The organism is Novosphingobium sp. NFX11, from assembly GCF_057376415.1.
In genome coordinates this window covers 3,342,788-3,357,580 of sequence record NZ_CP080384.1, presented here as the reverse complement: position 1 = coordinate 3,357,580, position 14,793 = coordinate 3,342,788, and the positions used below count along the sequence as shown (strand labels likewise).

Below are 14,793 nucleotides of genomic sequence, written 5' to 3'. Positions count from 1 at the left end.
AATACCCGCATTTCCAAGGACTTCCATGTTGACCACCACGACCCCCTCCTCCACCGCGCAGGCCGCGCGCTTTCCCTCGCTTGCGGGCAAGGGGGTGTTCATCTCGGGCGGCGGCTCCGGGATTGGGGCGGCGCTCGTCGAGGCCTTCGCGCGGCAGGGGGCGAAAGTGTCCTTCGTCGACATCGCCGCCGAACCTTCCGAAGCGCTGGTGGCGAGCCTTGATGGCACGGTGGAGTTCACCCCCGCTTCGTCGCCGGCGATCTCAAGGACCTCGACTTCGTGCAGGCGCAAGTCGCGGCGGCGCATGACGCGCTCGACGGCCTCCACGTGCTGGTCAACAATGCCGCCAACGACGACCGCCACGCCATCGCCGACGTCACCCCGGAATACTGGGACGAGCGCATGGCGGTGAACCTGCGCCACCTGTTCTTCGCCGCGCAGGCCGCCGTGCCTTACATGGAAGCGGCGGGCGGCGGCGTGATCCTGAACTTCGGGTCGATCAGCTGGCACCTCGCACTCGACCAGCTCTCGCTCTACCAAACCGCCAAGGCCGCGATCGAGGGCATGACCCGCGCGATGGCCCGCGAACTGGGCGAGCGGAACATCCGTGTTTGCGCGATCGTGCCCGGCAACGTCCAGACGCCCCGGCAGGAAAAGTGGTACACCCCCGAGGGCGAGCGCGAGATACTCGATGCACAGTGCCTGAAGGCCCGCGTGCAGCCGGCCGACGTGGCGGCGCTGGCGCTGTTCCTCGCCTCCGACGACGCGCGCATGTGTACGGGGCATGAGTATTTCGTCGATGCGGGCTGGCGCTGAGATGACGCCTCAAGTCGCCTGCAGGGTCGGTTCGACGCTGGGCGAGGGTCCGGTGTGGGACGCCGCGCGCGGTTGCCTGTGGTTCGTGGACATCAAGGGCCACAAGCTCCACCGTTTCGATCCTGCGGATGGCGAATTGGAAACGATCGATGCGCCCGAGGAGCCCAGCTGGGTGATCCCGCTGGCCGACGGCGCGCTGCTGGTCGGCGCCAGGGCAGGCGTGCACCGCTTCGCGAAGGACGCCTTCGCGCTGCTCCACGCGGTCGAGCCCGACCTGCCCGGCAACCGCCTCAACGATGCTGCCGTCCACCCGGACGGCTCGGTGTGGCTGGGCACCATGGACAATGCCGAGGAGGCGCCGAGCGGTGGCTACTACCGCTTTCACGGCAGCGCCTGCACCGCGCTTTCGCCCCAGCCGATGGTCATCACCAATGGCCCGGCCTTCTCGCCAGATGGCGGGACGGTCTATCTCGTCGATACGCTGGAGCGGGTGATCCTGTCCGCCAGTGTCGGCGCGGACGGGCATCCCGGCGAGGCTCAGGTCTTCGCGCGCATTCCGGACGGCATGGGCTATCCCGACGGTCCCTCCGTGGACAGCGCGGGCACCGTCTGGGTCGGCCTGTTCGGCGGCTGGGGCGTCGCCCGTTTCTCGCCCGAGGGCGAACTCCTGGGCCGGGTGGAGTTCCCGGTCGCCAACGTCACCAAGATCGCGTTTGGCGGCGTGGACCTTTGCACCGTCTATGCGACGACGGCGCGCAAGGGGTTGTCAGCGGCCGAACTGGCGGCACAACCCCATGCCGGGGACCTCTTCACGTTCGCGGTGGATGTTCCCGGCGTTCCGCCGATTTACCCCGCGAACTAGCCGATGCCGATCACCCACCTTTCGTCATTGCGAGCGCAGCGAAGCAATCCAGGGCGGTTTACGCTGCACTGGATTGCTTCGCTGCGCTCGCAATGACGAAGGGGAGGGATTGGCGCTGACGACCTGACATAACTTATAAACGAGGATGCAAGAATGGCGGCGATAGACATGGGAAGCGCGCCAACCGGCGTGGAGTACGGCGGCAAGGTCAACATGGCCTTCGTCGCCATGATCGTTGCGGTGGCGACGATCGGCGGCTTCATGTTCGGCTACGACAGCGGCGTCATCAACGGCACGCAGGACGGGCTGGAAAAGGCCTTCGCCCTCTCCAAGCTGGGCACCGGCCTCAATGTCGGCGCGATCCTGGTGGGCTGTGCGATCGGCGCCTTCGTGGCGGGCCGCCTCGCCGACATCTGGGGCCGCCGCACCGTAATGATGATCGGCGCGGCGCTTTTCGTGGTCAGCGCTCTGGGCGCGGGCGCGGCGACATCATCGCTGCTGTTCGTGATCGCCCGCCTGATCGGCGGCATCGGCGTGGGCGCGGCCAGCGTGCTGGCGCCGGTCTACATCAGCGAAGTGGCCCCCGCCTCGATCCGCGGGCGCCTGTCCAGCCTGCAGCAGATCATGATTATCACCGGCCTCACCGGTGCCTTCGTCGCCAACTGGGCGCTGGCCAGCCATGCCGGGTCCAGCACCGCGCCGCTGTGGCTGGGCCTGCCCGCCTGGCGCTGGATGTTCTGGATGCAGGTGATCCCCGCCGTGATCTACCTCGTCGCCCTGTTCATGATCCCGGAAAGCCCGCGCTTCCTTGTCGCCTCCGGGCGCGATGCCGAGGCCGAGGCCGTGCTCACCCGCATCTTCGGAGCCGAGACGGCCGCAAAGATGACCGCCGACATCCGTGCCAGCCTGATCGCGATCGCCGCCGACCATCACCGCCCGAGCTTCGCCGACCTCAAGGATCCCAAGACCGGCCGCTGGCGCAAGCTGGTCTGGGCGGGCATCGGCATCGCCGTGTTCCAGCAGTTGGTTGGCATCAACATCGTGTTCTATTACGGCGCGGTGCTGTGGCAGTCGGTCGGCTTCTCCGAAAGCGACGCGCTGCTCATCAACATCCTGTCCGGCTCGCTCTCGATCCTGGCCTGCCTCGTCACCGTGCTACTGATCGACAGGTTGGGCCGCAAGCCGCTGCTGCTGATCGGTTCGGCGGGCATGGCGGTGACCCTCTGCACGATGGCGGTGTGCTTCGCCAGCGGCAGCTTCACCGGCGGGCACCTGACCCTTTCGGACCAGACCGGCACCGTCGCGCTGATCGCCGCGAATGCCTACGTCGTGTTCTTCAACGTCAGCTGGGGCCCGGTCATGTGGGTGATGCTGGGGGAGATGTTCCCCAACCAGATTCGCGGCTCGGCCCTGGCCGTCTCGGGCTTCGCGCAGTGGATCGCCAACTTCGGCATCTCGGTCAGCTTCCCGGCGATGGCTGCCGGGCTCGGCCTGCCGCTGACGTACGGGTTCTATGCGCTCAGCGCCTTCCTCTCGTTCTTCTTCGTGCGCGCCATGGTGACCGAGACGCGCGGCCGCACGCTTGAGGAGATGGCGGCTTGATCCAGCTGCGTTCGGGCAGCAGCGAAGCCACGCTGCTGCCGCATCTGGGCGGGTCCATCGGTTCGTTCGCGGTCGGCGGCAGGGACATCCTGCGTCCAACCCCGGCGGACGCCGCGAGCCCGCTGGACGCCGCCTGCTTTCCGATGGTTCCTTACGCCAACCGCATTGCCGATGGGCGCTTCTCCTTCGCGGGAAAGGACTATGCCCTCCCCCGCAACGTCGCGGGCTTCGAGCATCCGATCCATGGTCTCGGCTGGATCATGCCGTGGATGGTCAGGGCACAGGAGGCCGACCGCGCGGTCCTCACCTGCATGCATTCGGCGGACGCGCACTGGCCGTGGGACTGGTCCGCCACGCAGAGTTTCGTGCTGGAAGACGGCGCGCTGCACGTGACGCTGGAGGTGGCCAACCAGTCCGAGCGCGCCATGCCCTGTACGCTGGGCCAACACCCCTACTTCGTGCGCGAACCCGATGCGCGGGTGACGTTCGCCGCCGAGGGCGTGTGGCTGAGCGACGCGCGGATGATCCCCAGCGAGACAGCGCTTGCGGATACCTTCGGAGACTTCGCGCGAGGGGCCGTACCCGACCCGATGACTCTGACCGACAACTGCTGGTTCGGCTGGCAGGGCGAGGCACGGCTTGGGACAGTCAGCGTGACGTCGCCCGAGGCCGGGTTCCTGCATCTCTACGCCCCGCCGGGGAGGACTTCCTCTGCCTTGAGCCTACGACGGCGATGCCCGATGCGTTCGGACGGGTCAGCAGCGGCATGACGGTACTGGAGCCGGGTGAGACACAGGCGTTAACGATGGTGTTGCAGGCCTGATCCGGGTCAATTATCTCGCCGTCATTCCCGCGAAGGCGGGAACCCATCTCCTGCCGGCTCCTCTTGCACGGGCATCGGTTGGGTCCCCGCCTTCGCGGGGATGACGGGGAGCGTTTCAATCACGCCAGGGCGGGCATCGATAGCGCTTCCGGCAAGGCGCCCCGCGGATTTCAAGGCCGTTCGCGGCCAGCGGTCCCGGACAAGTCCGGGACGACGGCTTATCCGAACCCGACCGTCCGCGCCCAAGCGCGCCACATCTCGGGCCAGATCTCGACCGGCTTGCCGATGGCGCGGCGCAGGCCGAAACCGTGACCGCCATTGGCGAAAAAGTGCGCCTCGACCGGCACCTTGCGGGCTTTCAGCGCCGCGCGCAGGCTTACGGTGTTCTCCGCCGGAACGACGTCGTCGTCCTCGGCATGAACGAGGAAATGCGGCGGCGCATCGGACGGGACCATGCGGTCGGGGGAATGCGCGGCCTCAAGCTCCGGCGTCGGCGAAGGGCCGAGCAGCAAATTACGCGATCCGGGATGCGCGATGCCTGCGTCCATGCTCACCACCGGATAGATCGGCGCGGCGCAGAATGGCTTTGCGGAGAGCCTGTCCGCCGCGTCCACGGGCTCGTAGACTTTGGCCGCGAAGCGCGCGCCAAGATCGGCGCAAAGGTGTCCTCCGGCAGAGAAGCCCATCGCCGCGACCCGCTCGGGATCGAGGGCGAAGTCCTTCGCGCGGTGGCGGATCAGGCGCATGGCGCGCTGCGCGTCGGCAAGCGGGGTGTCGGGGCCGCTCGACCAGCCCTCGCCCGGCAGGCGATAGAACAGCACGAAGGCGGTGAAGCCGCGCGCCGTCAGCCAGCGGGCGATCTCGTAGCCTTCCTTGTCGACGACGATCCAGCGGTAACCGCCACCCGGCGTGATCATCACCGCCGCGCCGTTGGGCCGGTCGGGACGGAACACCGCCATGCGCGGACGGGTCACGCCGTAGACCGCGCGGTCGGTGACGAGGGCATCGGTGGACCGCTCGTCCACCGTCTCGGTCAGCGGCGCCTTGAGACGTGCGGGCGGCCCCTTGGGCCAGAGGTCGATGGTCTCGGTCGGCTGCGGCAGGCCGGGCGGGAGCGCTTTGGAGGCAGCGGGAGGCGGTGTCTGCGCATTGGCAGGACTTGGGGCCCTTCCGGCCAGTCCCGCAGCGGCAAGAGAGCCTGCGATCAGGGTTCTGCGATCGAAATCCACTCCGGGCTCCCTTGGAAAACAAAAGGAGCGGGGTCCACGGGCCGGAACCCGCGAACCCCGCGTCAGGGGAGGAGATCAGATCTTCGCGCGCGCGCCGAACAGGATCGTGCGCCCGAAGTGATTGTTCTCGTAGTTACGGGTCGCGTAGACGTCGTTGAAGCGATAGCGATACTCGTCCGTCAGGTTGTTGCCGTCGATCGACAGCTCCAGCCATTCGGTCGCCTTGTAGCGGATCGCCGCATCGAAGCTGGTGTACGAACCGTACCCTTCGAAGATGTTGTTCGTTGCACTGGCGCCATCCACGAACGGGCCGCGATAGCTCACCGAGCCGCGGATGCTAAACTTGCCGTCGTCATAGTACAGCGTCGCGTTCCACGCGCGCTTCGACACGCCGAACAGGGTATTAGTGTAGGTATCCGGAACACCGACGAGGGAGCAGGCGGTCGTCACACGGGTACAGGCCGTAACCGCTGGACCAGTGATCGTGTAGTCCGCCTTACTCTGGATGAACGTGGCGTTGCCCTGGAAGCCGGTGTGGCTCAGGATGCCCGGCAGGAAGGTGAAGGGCAGCTGCAGCGCCACTTCCACGCCCTTGAGCGTCGCACCCTCACCATTGACCTGTGCCGACACCACGTACTCCTGATTGGGGTCGTAGTTGATGTAGGCAGGCGTGCTGGTGCCCAGGACATCGCGGCCCAGGCCAAGCTGCGGCAGGGTGGCGGTGTACTGCCCGGCGACCGGGAAGCTCTCGATCTTCTTGATGAAGCCCGCCACCGAAAGCAGCGCCTGCGGGGCGAAATACCATTCGATCGATGCGTCGAAATTGGTGGCGCGATAGGGATCGAGGAACGGGTTGCCGAAATTCACACGGTAGTTGAACCCGTCGACCGAGCCGCCCGGATTGAGGTTGCTCAGCGCGGGCCGGGTGATGACCTTGGCGATCGCACCGCGCACGATCACGTCATGGCGCGGATAGAACGCAAGGTTCATCGACGGCAGCCAATCGTCATACGTGCGCTGCACGGTCGCGGCGACGCCTGCGGAGTAGCCGGTCGACTTCTGGTCGGTATGGGCATAGCGGATACCCGCATTGCCTGCATATTCGAGGCCGAAGAGTTCGCCCTTGACGTCGAACTGCACATATCCGCCCGAGGTGGTTTCCTGCACGCGGCGGTTGTTGCCGAAGTCCTCCTTGGCGGTGCGGCCATAGAGGTTGGTGTAGTCCGCCGCGTTCGCGATATCGGCGACGATCCACTGGCTCGTGGAGCCGCCGGGCTGGCCGGCATCGCCCAGATCGACGAGCTGCGAGATGCCCGAGGTCACCGGCAAACCGTAGACGCTGGATGAACAGGTCACGGTGCCGAGGATCAGGTCCTGCGTGCCGTTGGCCCCGCATGCGGCGGTATCGCGCATGAACAGCTGGGTCTGGAAGTTGTAGCGCCGCCACACCGCGCCGGCCTTGACGGTGAAGCCGTCGGTCAGGTCCCATTCGGTGCGCAGCTGCGCGGTCTTGAACTTGTTCTTCACGTAGGACGGGCGATCGCGGATTTCGGCAAGCTGGAAGTTCGCCGGGTCGGTGACGTCCATGCCATAGCTGAGCACCGGCGACTTCATGTCCGAGTAGTCGTAGCTGAAGCCGTCGGCGTTCTTGTTGTCGTAGGCGATCGTGGTTTCGACCGGGATGTCGGCGTTCGACTGCGACATGCCGCCCAGCAGGGTGAAGCGGAAGCTGTCGCTGACGTCCTGGTCCCAGGTCGCGCCGACCTGCCAGAACTCGGTCTTCGACTTGCGCAGGTAGCTTTCGGTGCGGACGTAAGCATTGTTCAGGGTCGCGCTGACCATGTTGCCGTTGTCGTCGTAGACTGGATCGACGACGTCGAAGCGGCGCTCGTTCGAACGGGCGAGCACTTCGAGCCACTGCTCGGCGCGGGTTTCCTTGAACGACGAATAGAGTCCGTCGATCGAGAACTTGGTCTTGTCGGTGGGTTCGAACTGGATCGAGCCGGTCAGGCCGAGGCGCTTGCGGTCATGCTCGACCACGCCGTAGCGCGGGATACGCGGGTGGAACGCGAGGCTGGCGGCGTCGCACGCCGCCGAGGGGCGATAGCCGCCGCCCGAGCTTACCGGCACGCCGCCGGTCGGCCCGACGTCCGAGTAGTAGCAGGGCGTTCCGTCCACCGAGTTGAAGTAGGCCTGCGCCCAGCGCACGGTGTTGTTGCCGTTCTCGATCGTGTCGGTGTGCGAATAGGCGGCCGAGAGGTTGACGCCGAACGTGCCCGCATCGTTACGCCAGGACAGCAGCCCGGCCATGCGCGGGCCAACGTTCTTTGACAGGTCGTTGTAAGAACCCTGGACGTTGAGCACGCCGGTCAGGCCCGCCTTGGCCGCCAGCGGATTGCCGGTGTTGAGATCGACCACCGCGCCCAGCGAACCTTCGTCGAGGCTGGCTTCGGCGGTCTTGTGGACGACGAGGCTGCTGAACAGCTCCGAAGCGAAGACGTTGAAGTCGAACGAGCGGTCGCGGTTGGCGGAGGCGCCGTCCGAGCTGGTGGCGATCGTCTCCAGCCCGTTGACGCGGACGCGGGTGAACTGCGCGCTGAGGCCGCGCACGGTGATCGCACGGCCTTCGCCGCCGTCCTTCTGGATCGAGATGCCGGGGATGCGCTGCAGCGACTCGGCAAGGTTCTGGTCGGGGAACTTGGCCATGTCCTCGGCCACGACCGCATCGACCGCCGAGATCGATCTGCGCTTCACGTTGAGCGCAGCCTGCAGAGACTGGCGGAAGCCGGTGACGATGATGTCGCCCGCAGTCGCGGTCTCGTCCGCAGGAGCTGCGGTATCCGCCGCGTCCTGCGGCGCGGGCGCCGCGTCCTGCGCCATCGCAGCCGACGACACGAGAGCGCTGCCCGCGCACAGGGCAGCCTTCAAAAGCGAAATTCCGGTAACATGCTGGCGCATGACAACATCCCCTCACGACCCTTGCGGGTCAAAAATGATACCGGTGTCAGAAGGAAGCGCGGCTAACGCGCGCATTGTTCCGGCACCTCTACTCCCGCCCCTTTCGGAGCACCTCGGGCGACCTCCAAAATCGCCCCACCCGTTCCGAAGATCATCCTTGCGATCCTTGGTAACCGGTGTCATCAATATGTGACGCAGGGAGAACGCCCTGTCAATACTCGGAGTCCACAAGCTCCGCCAATGGGAGATCGATAGTGAAAATCCGCAGGCTCGCGAGCCAGATTGTCCTTCCGATTCTGATGGTTGCTTCCACCCCGGCGCTGCTGCACGCAGCCCCGCTAGAACCCACCCGCGGCGGCGAGGGCGGCCGTATCATCCGCGTCACCACTCTCGCGAAGGACGGCCCCGGATCGCTCAAGGCCGCGGTCGAAGCAAAGGGCAAGCGCATCGTCGTCTTCGAGGTCGGCGGGGTCATCGACCTTCAGCGCACGATCCTGAACATCGACGAGCCTTTCCTGACGATCGCCGGGCAGACCGCGCCTTCGCCGGGCATCACGATCGTGCGCGGCGGCATCGATCTCAAGGGCCACGACGTCAAGATCAGCCACATCCGCGTGATGACCGGGGTGGACGGCCAGGCCAAGCTCTCGGGCTGGGAGGCGGACGCCTTCTCCACCGTCGCCGCGCACAACGTGATCGTAGAGCACTGCAGCTTCTTCTGGGCGATCGACGAAAACATGTCGACCTCCGGCCCCCGTTTCAACGGCAAGACCGTCAAGGAATGGCGCGCTGCCACCAGCCATGACGTGCTGTTCCGCGAGAACCTCGCGGCCGAAGGCCTCGCCGACGCCAGCCATCCCAAGGGCGAGCACTCCAAGGGCACGCTGATCCACGACAACGCCACTGCCATCACGCTCTACCGCAACGTCTACGCCCACAACATGGAGCGTTCGCCGCTGGTGAAGGGCGGCGCGCAAGTGCTGATGGTCAACAACATGATCTTCGACCCCGGCCACCGCGCGGTGCACTACAACCTGATGAACCTGGAGTGGGCCGGCCACGACTACGTCACCGGCGAGATCACCGCCGTGGGCAACGTCATGCGCGCGGGCAATTCGACCGCGCCCGGCCTGCCGTTCCTGACGCTGGGCGGCGACGGCGATCTTGCGTGGTATTCCAAGGACAACATCAACGTCGATCGCTGGGGCAACCCGGCGCCGATGTTCGGCCGCTACGGCGTGACCAAGGCGAAGCTGATCGAGAAGGATTCGCCGATGGCCAGCCTGGGCAGCCTCGACGTGATGCCCGCCAAGGACCTGGAAACCAGCCTGCTCGCCTCGGTCGGCGCGCGTCCGTGGGACCGTGCGCCCGATGATATCCGCGTACTGTTCTTCGTCGCCGAGGGGCGCGGCGAGATCATCGACGACGAAAAGGTCGTCGGCGGCTACCCGCACCCCAGCCCGACCGCCGCGCCCTTCGTGGACAAGGACTGGAACCTCAAGACCATGGAGCCGAAATCCGGCGTCTATCCGGGCCAGAAGGACGGCGCGCAGGAGAAACTCTCCGCCCGCGACGAAGCCATGCGCGAGAACGCGAAGTGATCGGGGCGGCGCTCCTGCTGCTGGCGGCGGCTCCGGCGATGGCCGTCATCGACGAGCGTGACACCGTGCGCGAGGAAGCCCCTCCGCACGGCGCCATCGGCATGAGCACCGCCTATCGCATTTCCGACGCAGCGCCAGCGCCGCGCACGATGGAATTCCGCCGCCGCGTCCTCCACAAGGGCGCGGCGATCGGCGAGCATCCCATCGCGCACGATGAGGTTTACTACGTGCTCTCGGGCGAGGGCGAAGTCGTCTCCGACGGCAAGCGCGCGCAGCTCACGCCGGGAATGACCGCCTATCTCTACGACGGCGCCGTGGTCGGCATCTGGCAGCGGGGCGAGGAACCGCTTTCGCTGGTAATCGCCTATCCCAACCCGCCCGCCGCCAAGTAGGTTTCGGCACGACGGATTCTGCAAATTCCTCCCCGAGACAAGCTCGGGGAGGAATTTGCGTCACACCCCGGCTGGACGTAGGGCGCCCTCGCCCACAATTCGCGCTGCCAGCGGCGCGGATCGTTCTCCACGCGCACGGTATCGCCGAACACCATCGTCGCGCGCGCGGGCAGGCGGTACGGCGACCACTCCGCCAGCCCCGGTCGCCCGGTCTTGGCCAGACCGGTGAAGGCGCGCATCATCGCTCCGCTCAGCCTGCGAGCCCCGTCGTCGGTGCCCGAATAGCTGCCCGGCGCGTCCAGCGTGCCGAAGACATAGGGAATGTCGTCCGTATGTGCCGCCCCGCGCAAGGGGTCCGTCGGCGAGGGACGGTCGAGTTGGTACACCCACGTCGATCCCGCCCCGGCCGCCGCCCGCGCATCCGCCTCGATCACTTGCCCCGGCCATGACCGGCCCGCCGTGGTGGCTGCGTAATAGACTTGCTCGGGCGTCCAGCCGGGTTCATGGGCGCGGTACTGCTCGACGACCCAGACAGGGTCGAGGTCGATCTTGATCTCGGGCACGATGCGCGCGGCAAGGTTCTCCCACGACAGCCCCTGCAGCTTCGCCCCGCGCGGATCGAGGAAGGCGCGCGTCTCCTCGCGCACGTTGCCAAGGATCATCGGCACGCCCAGCGACTGCGGCGCGGCATCGGGCCAGAACGGATGCCGCGGCAGGTTGGTCATGTCGAGCACGGGGCCGAAGTAGACCCCGCCGCCCATGATGGGATCAGTGGTGGCAAGACCCTCGACCAGCCGTTCGATCTGCATCGTTCGCAGGCCCTCGACGTCGCCAGGGGCGAGCTTCAGCGCCGCCATAAACGCCTGCGTGCGCGCCCAGGCATGGGCCGGGCCGCTGGCCTGCACCTGCTGCCCGCTCATCGTCGCGGCGACGTGGAACAGGCCCTTCGCGGCGGGCATCGCCATGAGCGTGGCGATCTTGGCGCCCCCGCCCGACTGGCCGAACACCATGACGCGCGCCGGATCGCCGCCGAACTTGGCGATGTGCTCGCGCACCCATTGCAGTGCAAGGATCAGATCGAGCTGGCCGAGATTGCCGCTATCGGCATAACGCGCACCGAAGGGCCCCAGCCAGGCATAGCCCAGCGCGTTGAGCCGGTGGTTGACGGTGACGACCACGACATCGCCGTCGGCGGCCAGCTTCGCGCCGTGGGTCAGCGGATCGGTGACCGAGCCAGTGGTGTAGGCGCCGCCGTGGAAATAGACCATGATCGCCCGCTTCGCGCGCGGGTCCGCCTCGGGAGTCCAGACGTTGAGGAACAGGCAGTCCTCGGACTGCGGCTCGCCCGCCATGGCGCGCTGCGGGCAGATGGGGCCGAACTTCGCGGCGGTGATCGGGGGCCTTCGAGCGGCTCGGCGATGGGACGGGCAAAGCGTTCGGCGCGGCCGTAGCGGATGCCCTTGAAGGCATGGACGCCGCTTTCCGGGACGGCGGTGTAACGGCCGATTCGGCGCGTCTTCGCGCTGCGGGCGAGAGAGGGAGCGGCGCCGTGGCGGCGAGCACTGCCGCCGATTTCACGAGGGTGCGGCGTGAAAGATCGGTCATATTGCTCTCCCAAGCTGAAGTGCGTGCCGCTCACCCACCCCGCTGCGACTAGGCAGCAAGCTGCCAAGTCTCGCTCCCTCCCGCTTGCGGGAGGGGCTGGGGTGGGCCTTGTTCTCTTAGCGCCTGACGTCCCCGCCCGAAGTCGAGAAGGCTTCCAGCTCCGCCGGTCCAACAAGGCACATGTCACCCGGCACGGTATGCTTGAGCACGGTATAGGCCAACCCTGCCTGCGCCGTCTCGACCAGCCCGGCACCTGCTAGCCACTTGTGCAACACGCCCGCCGCAAAGGCGTCGCCGGTGCCGATGCGGTCGACGATGCCGGTGACATCGACCTCGCTCGTCTGGTGCGCCGCGTCCCGCGCATCGAGACGTGCGGCGATACGGTGATGGCCGGAGTTCACCACGTGCCGCGCGGTCGAGGCGATCAGTTGCAGCTTCGGGAACGCCTCGAAGGCGGCCAGCGCGGCCTCGCGCCGACGGTCGGAGCCATCGCCGGAGAACGCCTTGCCCAGCAGCAACGAAATATCCCGGTGGTTGCCGATCATGACCGTCGCCGACTGCATCAGGTCGGTCAGGATCGCGCGCGGATCGCTGTCCCAAGCATCCCACAGCAGTGCGCGGTAATTGCCGTCGAAACAGACAGGCACGCCGGCGCTGTTGGCCGCGGCGACGGCGGCTTGCGCAAGCGCGACGCCTCCGGGGCCGAGCGCCGGCGTGATGCCCGACAGGTGGAGCAGTCGGGCGCCCTCGAGCGCGGAGGCGAAGTCGAACTGGTCCGCCTTGGAGGTTGCGAACACGGAACCCGCGCGATCGTAAGTGATCGACGAGGGCCTCAGGCCTGCTCCGCTCTCGAGGAAGTAGAGGCCCATGCGGCCGGTATCGCGCCCGACGTGGGCGGTATCGATCCCGGCGGCGGCGAGGGCTGCGCGCGCCTTGTCGCCCAAGGGACTGGACGGCAGGCGCGTCAGCATCTTCACGTCATGGCCCAGTGAGGCGAGCCCCGCCGCGACATTGGCCTCGGCCCCGCCGACGACCATGTCCAGCGCATCGCACTGCACCGTCAGCCGCGCGGCCGGGGTGGCGAAGCGCAGCAGCACTTCGCCGAAACACAGGACATGACCGCTCATCTACCCACCCCTCTCACATTTCCATTCGTCGCCGCAGCGGCTTAGCGAGCCAGCCAGCCGCCGTCGACAGCAAGAATGTGACCGGTAACATAATCCGAGGCTGGAGAGGCCAGGAACACGGCGGCGCCCGCGATATCCTCCGGCTTGCCCCAGCGGCCTGTCGGGATGCGTTCGAGGATCTGGCGGTTGCGCGTCTCGTCGGCGGAAAGCGCGGCAGTGTTGTTGGTGGTGATGTAGCCCGGCGCGATCGCGTTGACCTGCACGCCCTTGGGCGCCAGTTCGTTCGCCATCGCCTTAGTGACGCCCGATACGCCGGACTTCGCCGCCGCATAGCTCGGCACGCGGATGCCGCCCTGGAAGGTCAGCAGCGAGGCGATGTTGACGATCTTGCCGCCGGTTCCCCGCTCGACCATGTCCTTCGCGGCCGCCTGGCTGAGGAAGAACAGGGTCTTGAGGTTGGTGTCGATCACCGCGTCCCAGTCCTCTTCTGAGAACTGCAGCAGGTCGTCGCGGCGGATGATACCGGCGTTGTTGACGAGGATGTCCACCTTGCCCAGCCCTGCCACCGCCTCGTCGATGACGCGCTGCACCGGCTCGATGCTCGACAGGTCGGCCTTGATGTTGACCGCCTTTCGGCCCGTCGCGGCGATCAGCGCCAGCGTCTCGGTCGGCTCCGAGCGGCCCGCGACGGCGACATCGGCGCCCGCCTGTGCCAGCGCGACGGCGATGGCCTGGCCGATGCCGGTGTTGGCGCCGGTGACGAGCGCGGTCTTGCCCGTCAGGTCGAAGGAAATTGCCATGATACCCTCTCTCGTCATTGCGAGCGCAGCGACGCAACCCGGGGCGGTTGCGACGCTGGCTCGATGGATTGCTTCGTCGCTGCGCTCCTCGCAATGACGAGCGCAGGGGGTAGGCGAAGACTTACTGGAGCTGGCAGATATCCAGCACGTTCATGTCGGTGTAGTCGAGGTTTTCCCCGCCCATCGCCCAGATGAAGGCGTACTTCTTGGTGCCCGAACCCATGTGGATCGACCACGGCGGGCTGATGACGGCCTCTTCGTTGGCGATGACGATGTGACGCATCTGGTCGGGCTCGCCCATGTAGTGGAAGATGCGGTCGTTCTCTTCGGGCAGCTCGAAGTACAGGTAGATTTCCGAGCGGCGGTCGTGGAGGTGCGGCGGCATCGTGTTCCAGACCGAGCCTTCTTCCAGCACGGTCAGGCCCAGCAGCAGCTGCGCGCTCTCGCACACGCCGGGGATCACCAGCTGGTAGATGGTGCGCTGGTTCGAGTTGGCGAGGTCGCCGCGCGCCAGCGGGTTCGCCTGGTCGAGCGTGATGTGCTTGATCGGCAGCGCCTTGTGGGCGGGAACCGAGGCGATGTAGAAGCGCGCGCCCTCACCCTCGAAGATCACCTCGTTCGTGCCCATGGGGACGTAGAGGCATTCCTTGTTCTTCATCTCGAAGCGCTGGCCGTCGACGGTGATCGCGCCGGGGCCGCCGATGTTGGTGATGCCGGCCTCGCGGCGCTCGAAGAAGGACTTGCCCTCCGCGCTCTTGGGGACGGTCTGCAGCGGCAGGGCAAGCGGCTCAGCGCCCGGAACCGCACCGCCGATGATGAAGCGCTCGTTGTGCGAGTAGTTGAGGTTGACCTCGCCGGCCTTGAACATGCCGGTGACCAGATAGCGGTCGCGCAGTTCTTCATTGGAGACACACTCCATCATGTCCGGATGGGTGGCGTGGTACGTCTTGCAGAACACTGTGAACTCTCCCGTTCAGG

General features: G+C 66.7%; 10 protein-coding genes and 2 pseudogenes. 6 read left to right on the top strand and 6 right to left on the bottom strand.

Annotation, left to right across the window (positions count from 1 at the left end; all coding sequences use genetic code 11):
- Positions 1-25: 25 nt before the first annotated feature.
- From xylB to KZO24_RS17200, 4 genes and pseudogenes are all read left to right on the top strand, one after another.
- A pseudogene (xylB, locus tag KZO24_RS17215) lies at positions 26-816 on the top strand (D-xylose 1-dehydrogenase).
- Positions 800-1,678, top strand: a complete 879-nt coding sequence (locus tag KZO24_RS17210) for an SMP-30/gluconolactonase/LRE family protein (protein ID WP_271181556.1) — start codon at positions 800-802, stop codon at positions 1,676-1,678. Before xylB ends, KZO24_RS17210 begins: the two are co-directional and overlap by 17 nt.
- Before the next feature lie 153 nt (positions 1,679-1,831).
- On the top strand, positions 1,832-3,280 hold the full coding sequence (locus tag KZO24_RS17205) for a sugar porter family MFS transporter (RefSeq protein ID WP_379525476.1): 1,449 nt from the start codon (positions 1,832-1,834) through the stop codon (positions 3,278-3,280).
- Positions 3,277-4,050: an aldose 1-epimerase gene (locus KZO24_RS17200; RefSeq protein ID WP_486486670.1), complete on the top strand. Its 774-nt coding sequence runs from the start codon at positions 3,277-3,279 to the stop codon at positions 4,048-4,050. Before KZO24_RS17205 ends, KZO24_RS17200 begins: the two co-directional genes overlap by 4 nt.
- A gap of 271 nt (positions 4,051-4,321) precedes the next feature.
- Here KZO24_RS17200 and KZO24_RS17195 read toward each other — a convergent pair whose 3' ends face one another.
- Both KZO24_RS17195 and KZO24_RS17190 read right to left on the bottom strand, forming a co-directional pair.
- Positions 4,322-5,332: an alpha/beta hydrolase gene (locus KZO24_RS17195; RefSeq protein WP_271181348.1), complete on the bottom strand. Its 1,011-nt coding sequence runs from the start codon at positions 5,330-5,332 to the stop codon at positions 4,322-4,324.
- Positions 5,333-5,407: 75 nt separating this feature from the next.
- Positions 5,408-8,290 (bottom strand): TonB-dependent receptor, encoded by a 2,883-nt coding sequence (locus KZO24_RS17190; RefSeq protein ID WP_486486669.1) that lies wholly within the window; start codon positions 8,288-8,290, stop codon positions 5,408-5,410.
- A 299-nt stretch (positions 8,291-8,589) separates the two neighbouring features.
- Here KZO24_RS17190 and KZO24_RS17185 point away from each other — a divergent pair, with 299 nt between their 5' ends.
- Both KZO24_RS17185 and KZO24_RS17180 read left to right on the top strand, forming a co-directional pair.
- Entirely contained in the window at positions 8,590-9,891 is a 1,302-nt protein-coding gene (locus tag KZO24_RS17185; RefSeq protein WP_271181350.1) for a pectate lyase family protein, read from the top strand.
- A 38-nt stretch (positions 9,892-9,929) separates the two neighbouring features.
- Complete coding sequence (locus KZO24_RS17180; protein ID WP_036530740.1) at positions 9,930-10,283, top strand: cupin domain-containing protein; 354 nt, start codon at positions 9,930-9,932, stop codon at positions 10,281-10,283.
- 65 nt (positions 10,284-10,348) lie between these two features.
- Here the strand turns inward: KZO24_RS17180 and KZO24_RS17175 are convergent.
- The 4 genes and pseudogenes from KZO24_RS17175 to kduI form a co-directional block, all read right to left on the bottom strand.
- A pseudogene (locus KZO24_RS17175) lies at positions 10,349-11,888 on the bottom strand (carboxylesterase/lipase family protein); the annotation flags it as partial.
- A gap of 116 nt (positions 11,889-12,004) precedes the next feature.
- Positions 12,005-13,015, bottom strand: a complete 1,011-nt coding sequence (locus KZO24_RS17170; RefSeq protein ID WP_271181352.1) for a sugar kinase — start codon at positions 13,013-13,015, stop codon at positions 12,005-12,007.
- 41 nt (positions 13,016-13,056) lie between these two features.
- Positions 13,057-13,815 carry a 2-dehydro-3-deoxy-D-gluconate 5-dehydrogenase KduD gene (gene kduD, locus KZO24_RS17165; RefSeq protein ID WP_271181353.1) on the bottom strand — a complete coding sequence of 253 codons (759 nt, stop codon included), beginning with the start codon at positions 13,813-13,815 and terminating at the stop codon, positions 13,057-13,059.
- A 121-nt stretch (positions 13,816-13,936) separates the two neighbouring features.
- Entirely contained in the window at positions 13,937-14,773 is an 837-nt protein-coding gene (kduI, locus tag KZO24_RS17160; RefSeq protein ID WP_008831744.1) for a 5-dehydro-4-deoxy-D-glucuronate isomerase, read from the bottom strand.
- Positions 14,774-14,793 lie beyond the last annotated feature (20 nt).

Excerpts from the sequence above, each read along its gene's own strand:
- KZO24_RS17205 (WP_379525476.1), top strand. The coding sequence starts at position 1,832 with ATGGCGGCGATAGACATGGGAAGCGCGCCAACCGGCGTGGAGTACGGC.
- kduD (WP_271181353.1), bottom strand. The coding sequence starts at position 13,815 with ATGGCAATTTCCTTCGACCTGACGGGCAAGACCGCGCTCGTCACCGGC.
- KZO24_RS17210 (WP_271181556.1), top strand. The coding sequence starts at position 800 with ATGCGGGCTGGCGCTGAGATGACGCCTCAAGTCGCCTGCAGGGTCGGT.
- KZO24_RS17170 (WP_271181352.1), bottom strand. The coding sequence starts at position 13,015 with ATGAGCGGTCATGTCCTGTGTTTCGGCGAAGTGCTGCTGCGCTTCGCC.
- KZO24_RS17180 (WP_036530740.1), top strand. The coding sequence starts at position 9,930 with ATGGCCGTCATCGACGAGCGTGACACCGTGCGCGAGGAAGCCCCTCCG.
- KZO24_RS17190 (WP_486486669.1), bottom strand. The coding sequence starts at position 8,290 with ATGCGCCAGCATGTTACCGGAATTTCGCTTTTGAAGGCTGCCCTGTGC.
- KZO24_RS17185 (WP_271181350.1), top strand. The coding sequence starts at position 8,590 with ATGGTTGCTTCCACCCCGGCGCTGCTGCACGCAGCCCCGCTAGAACCC.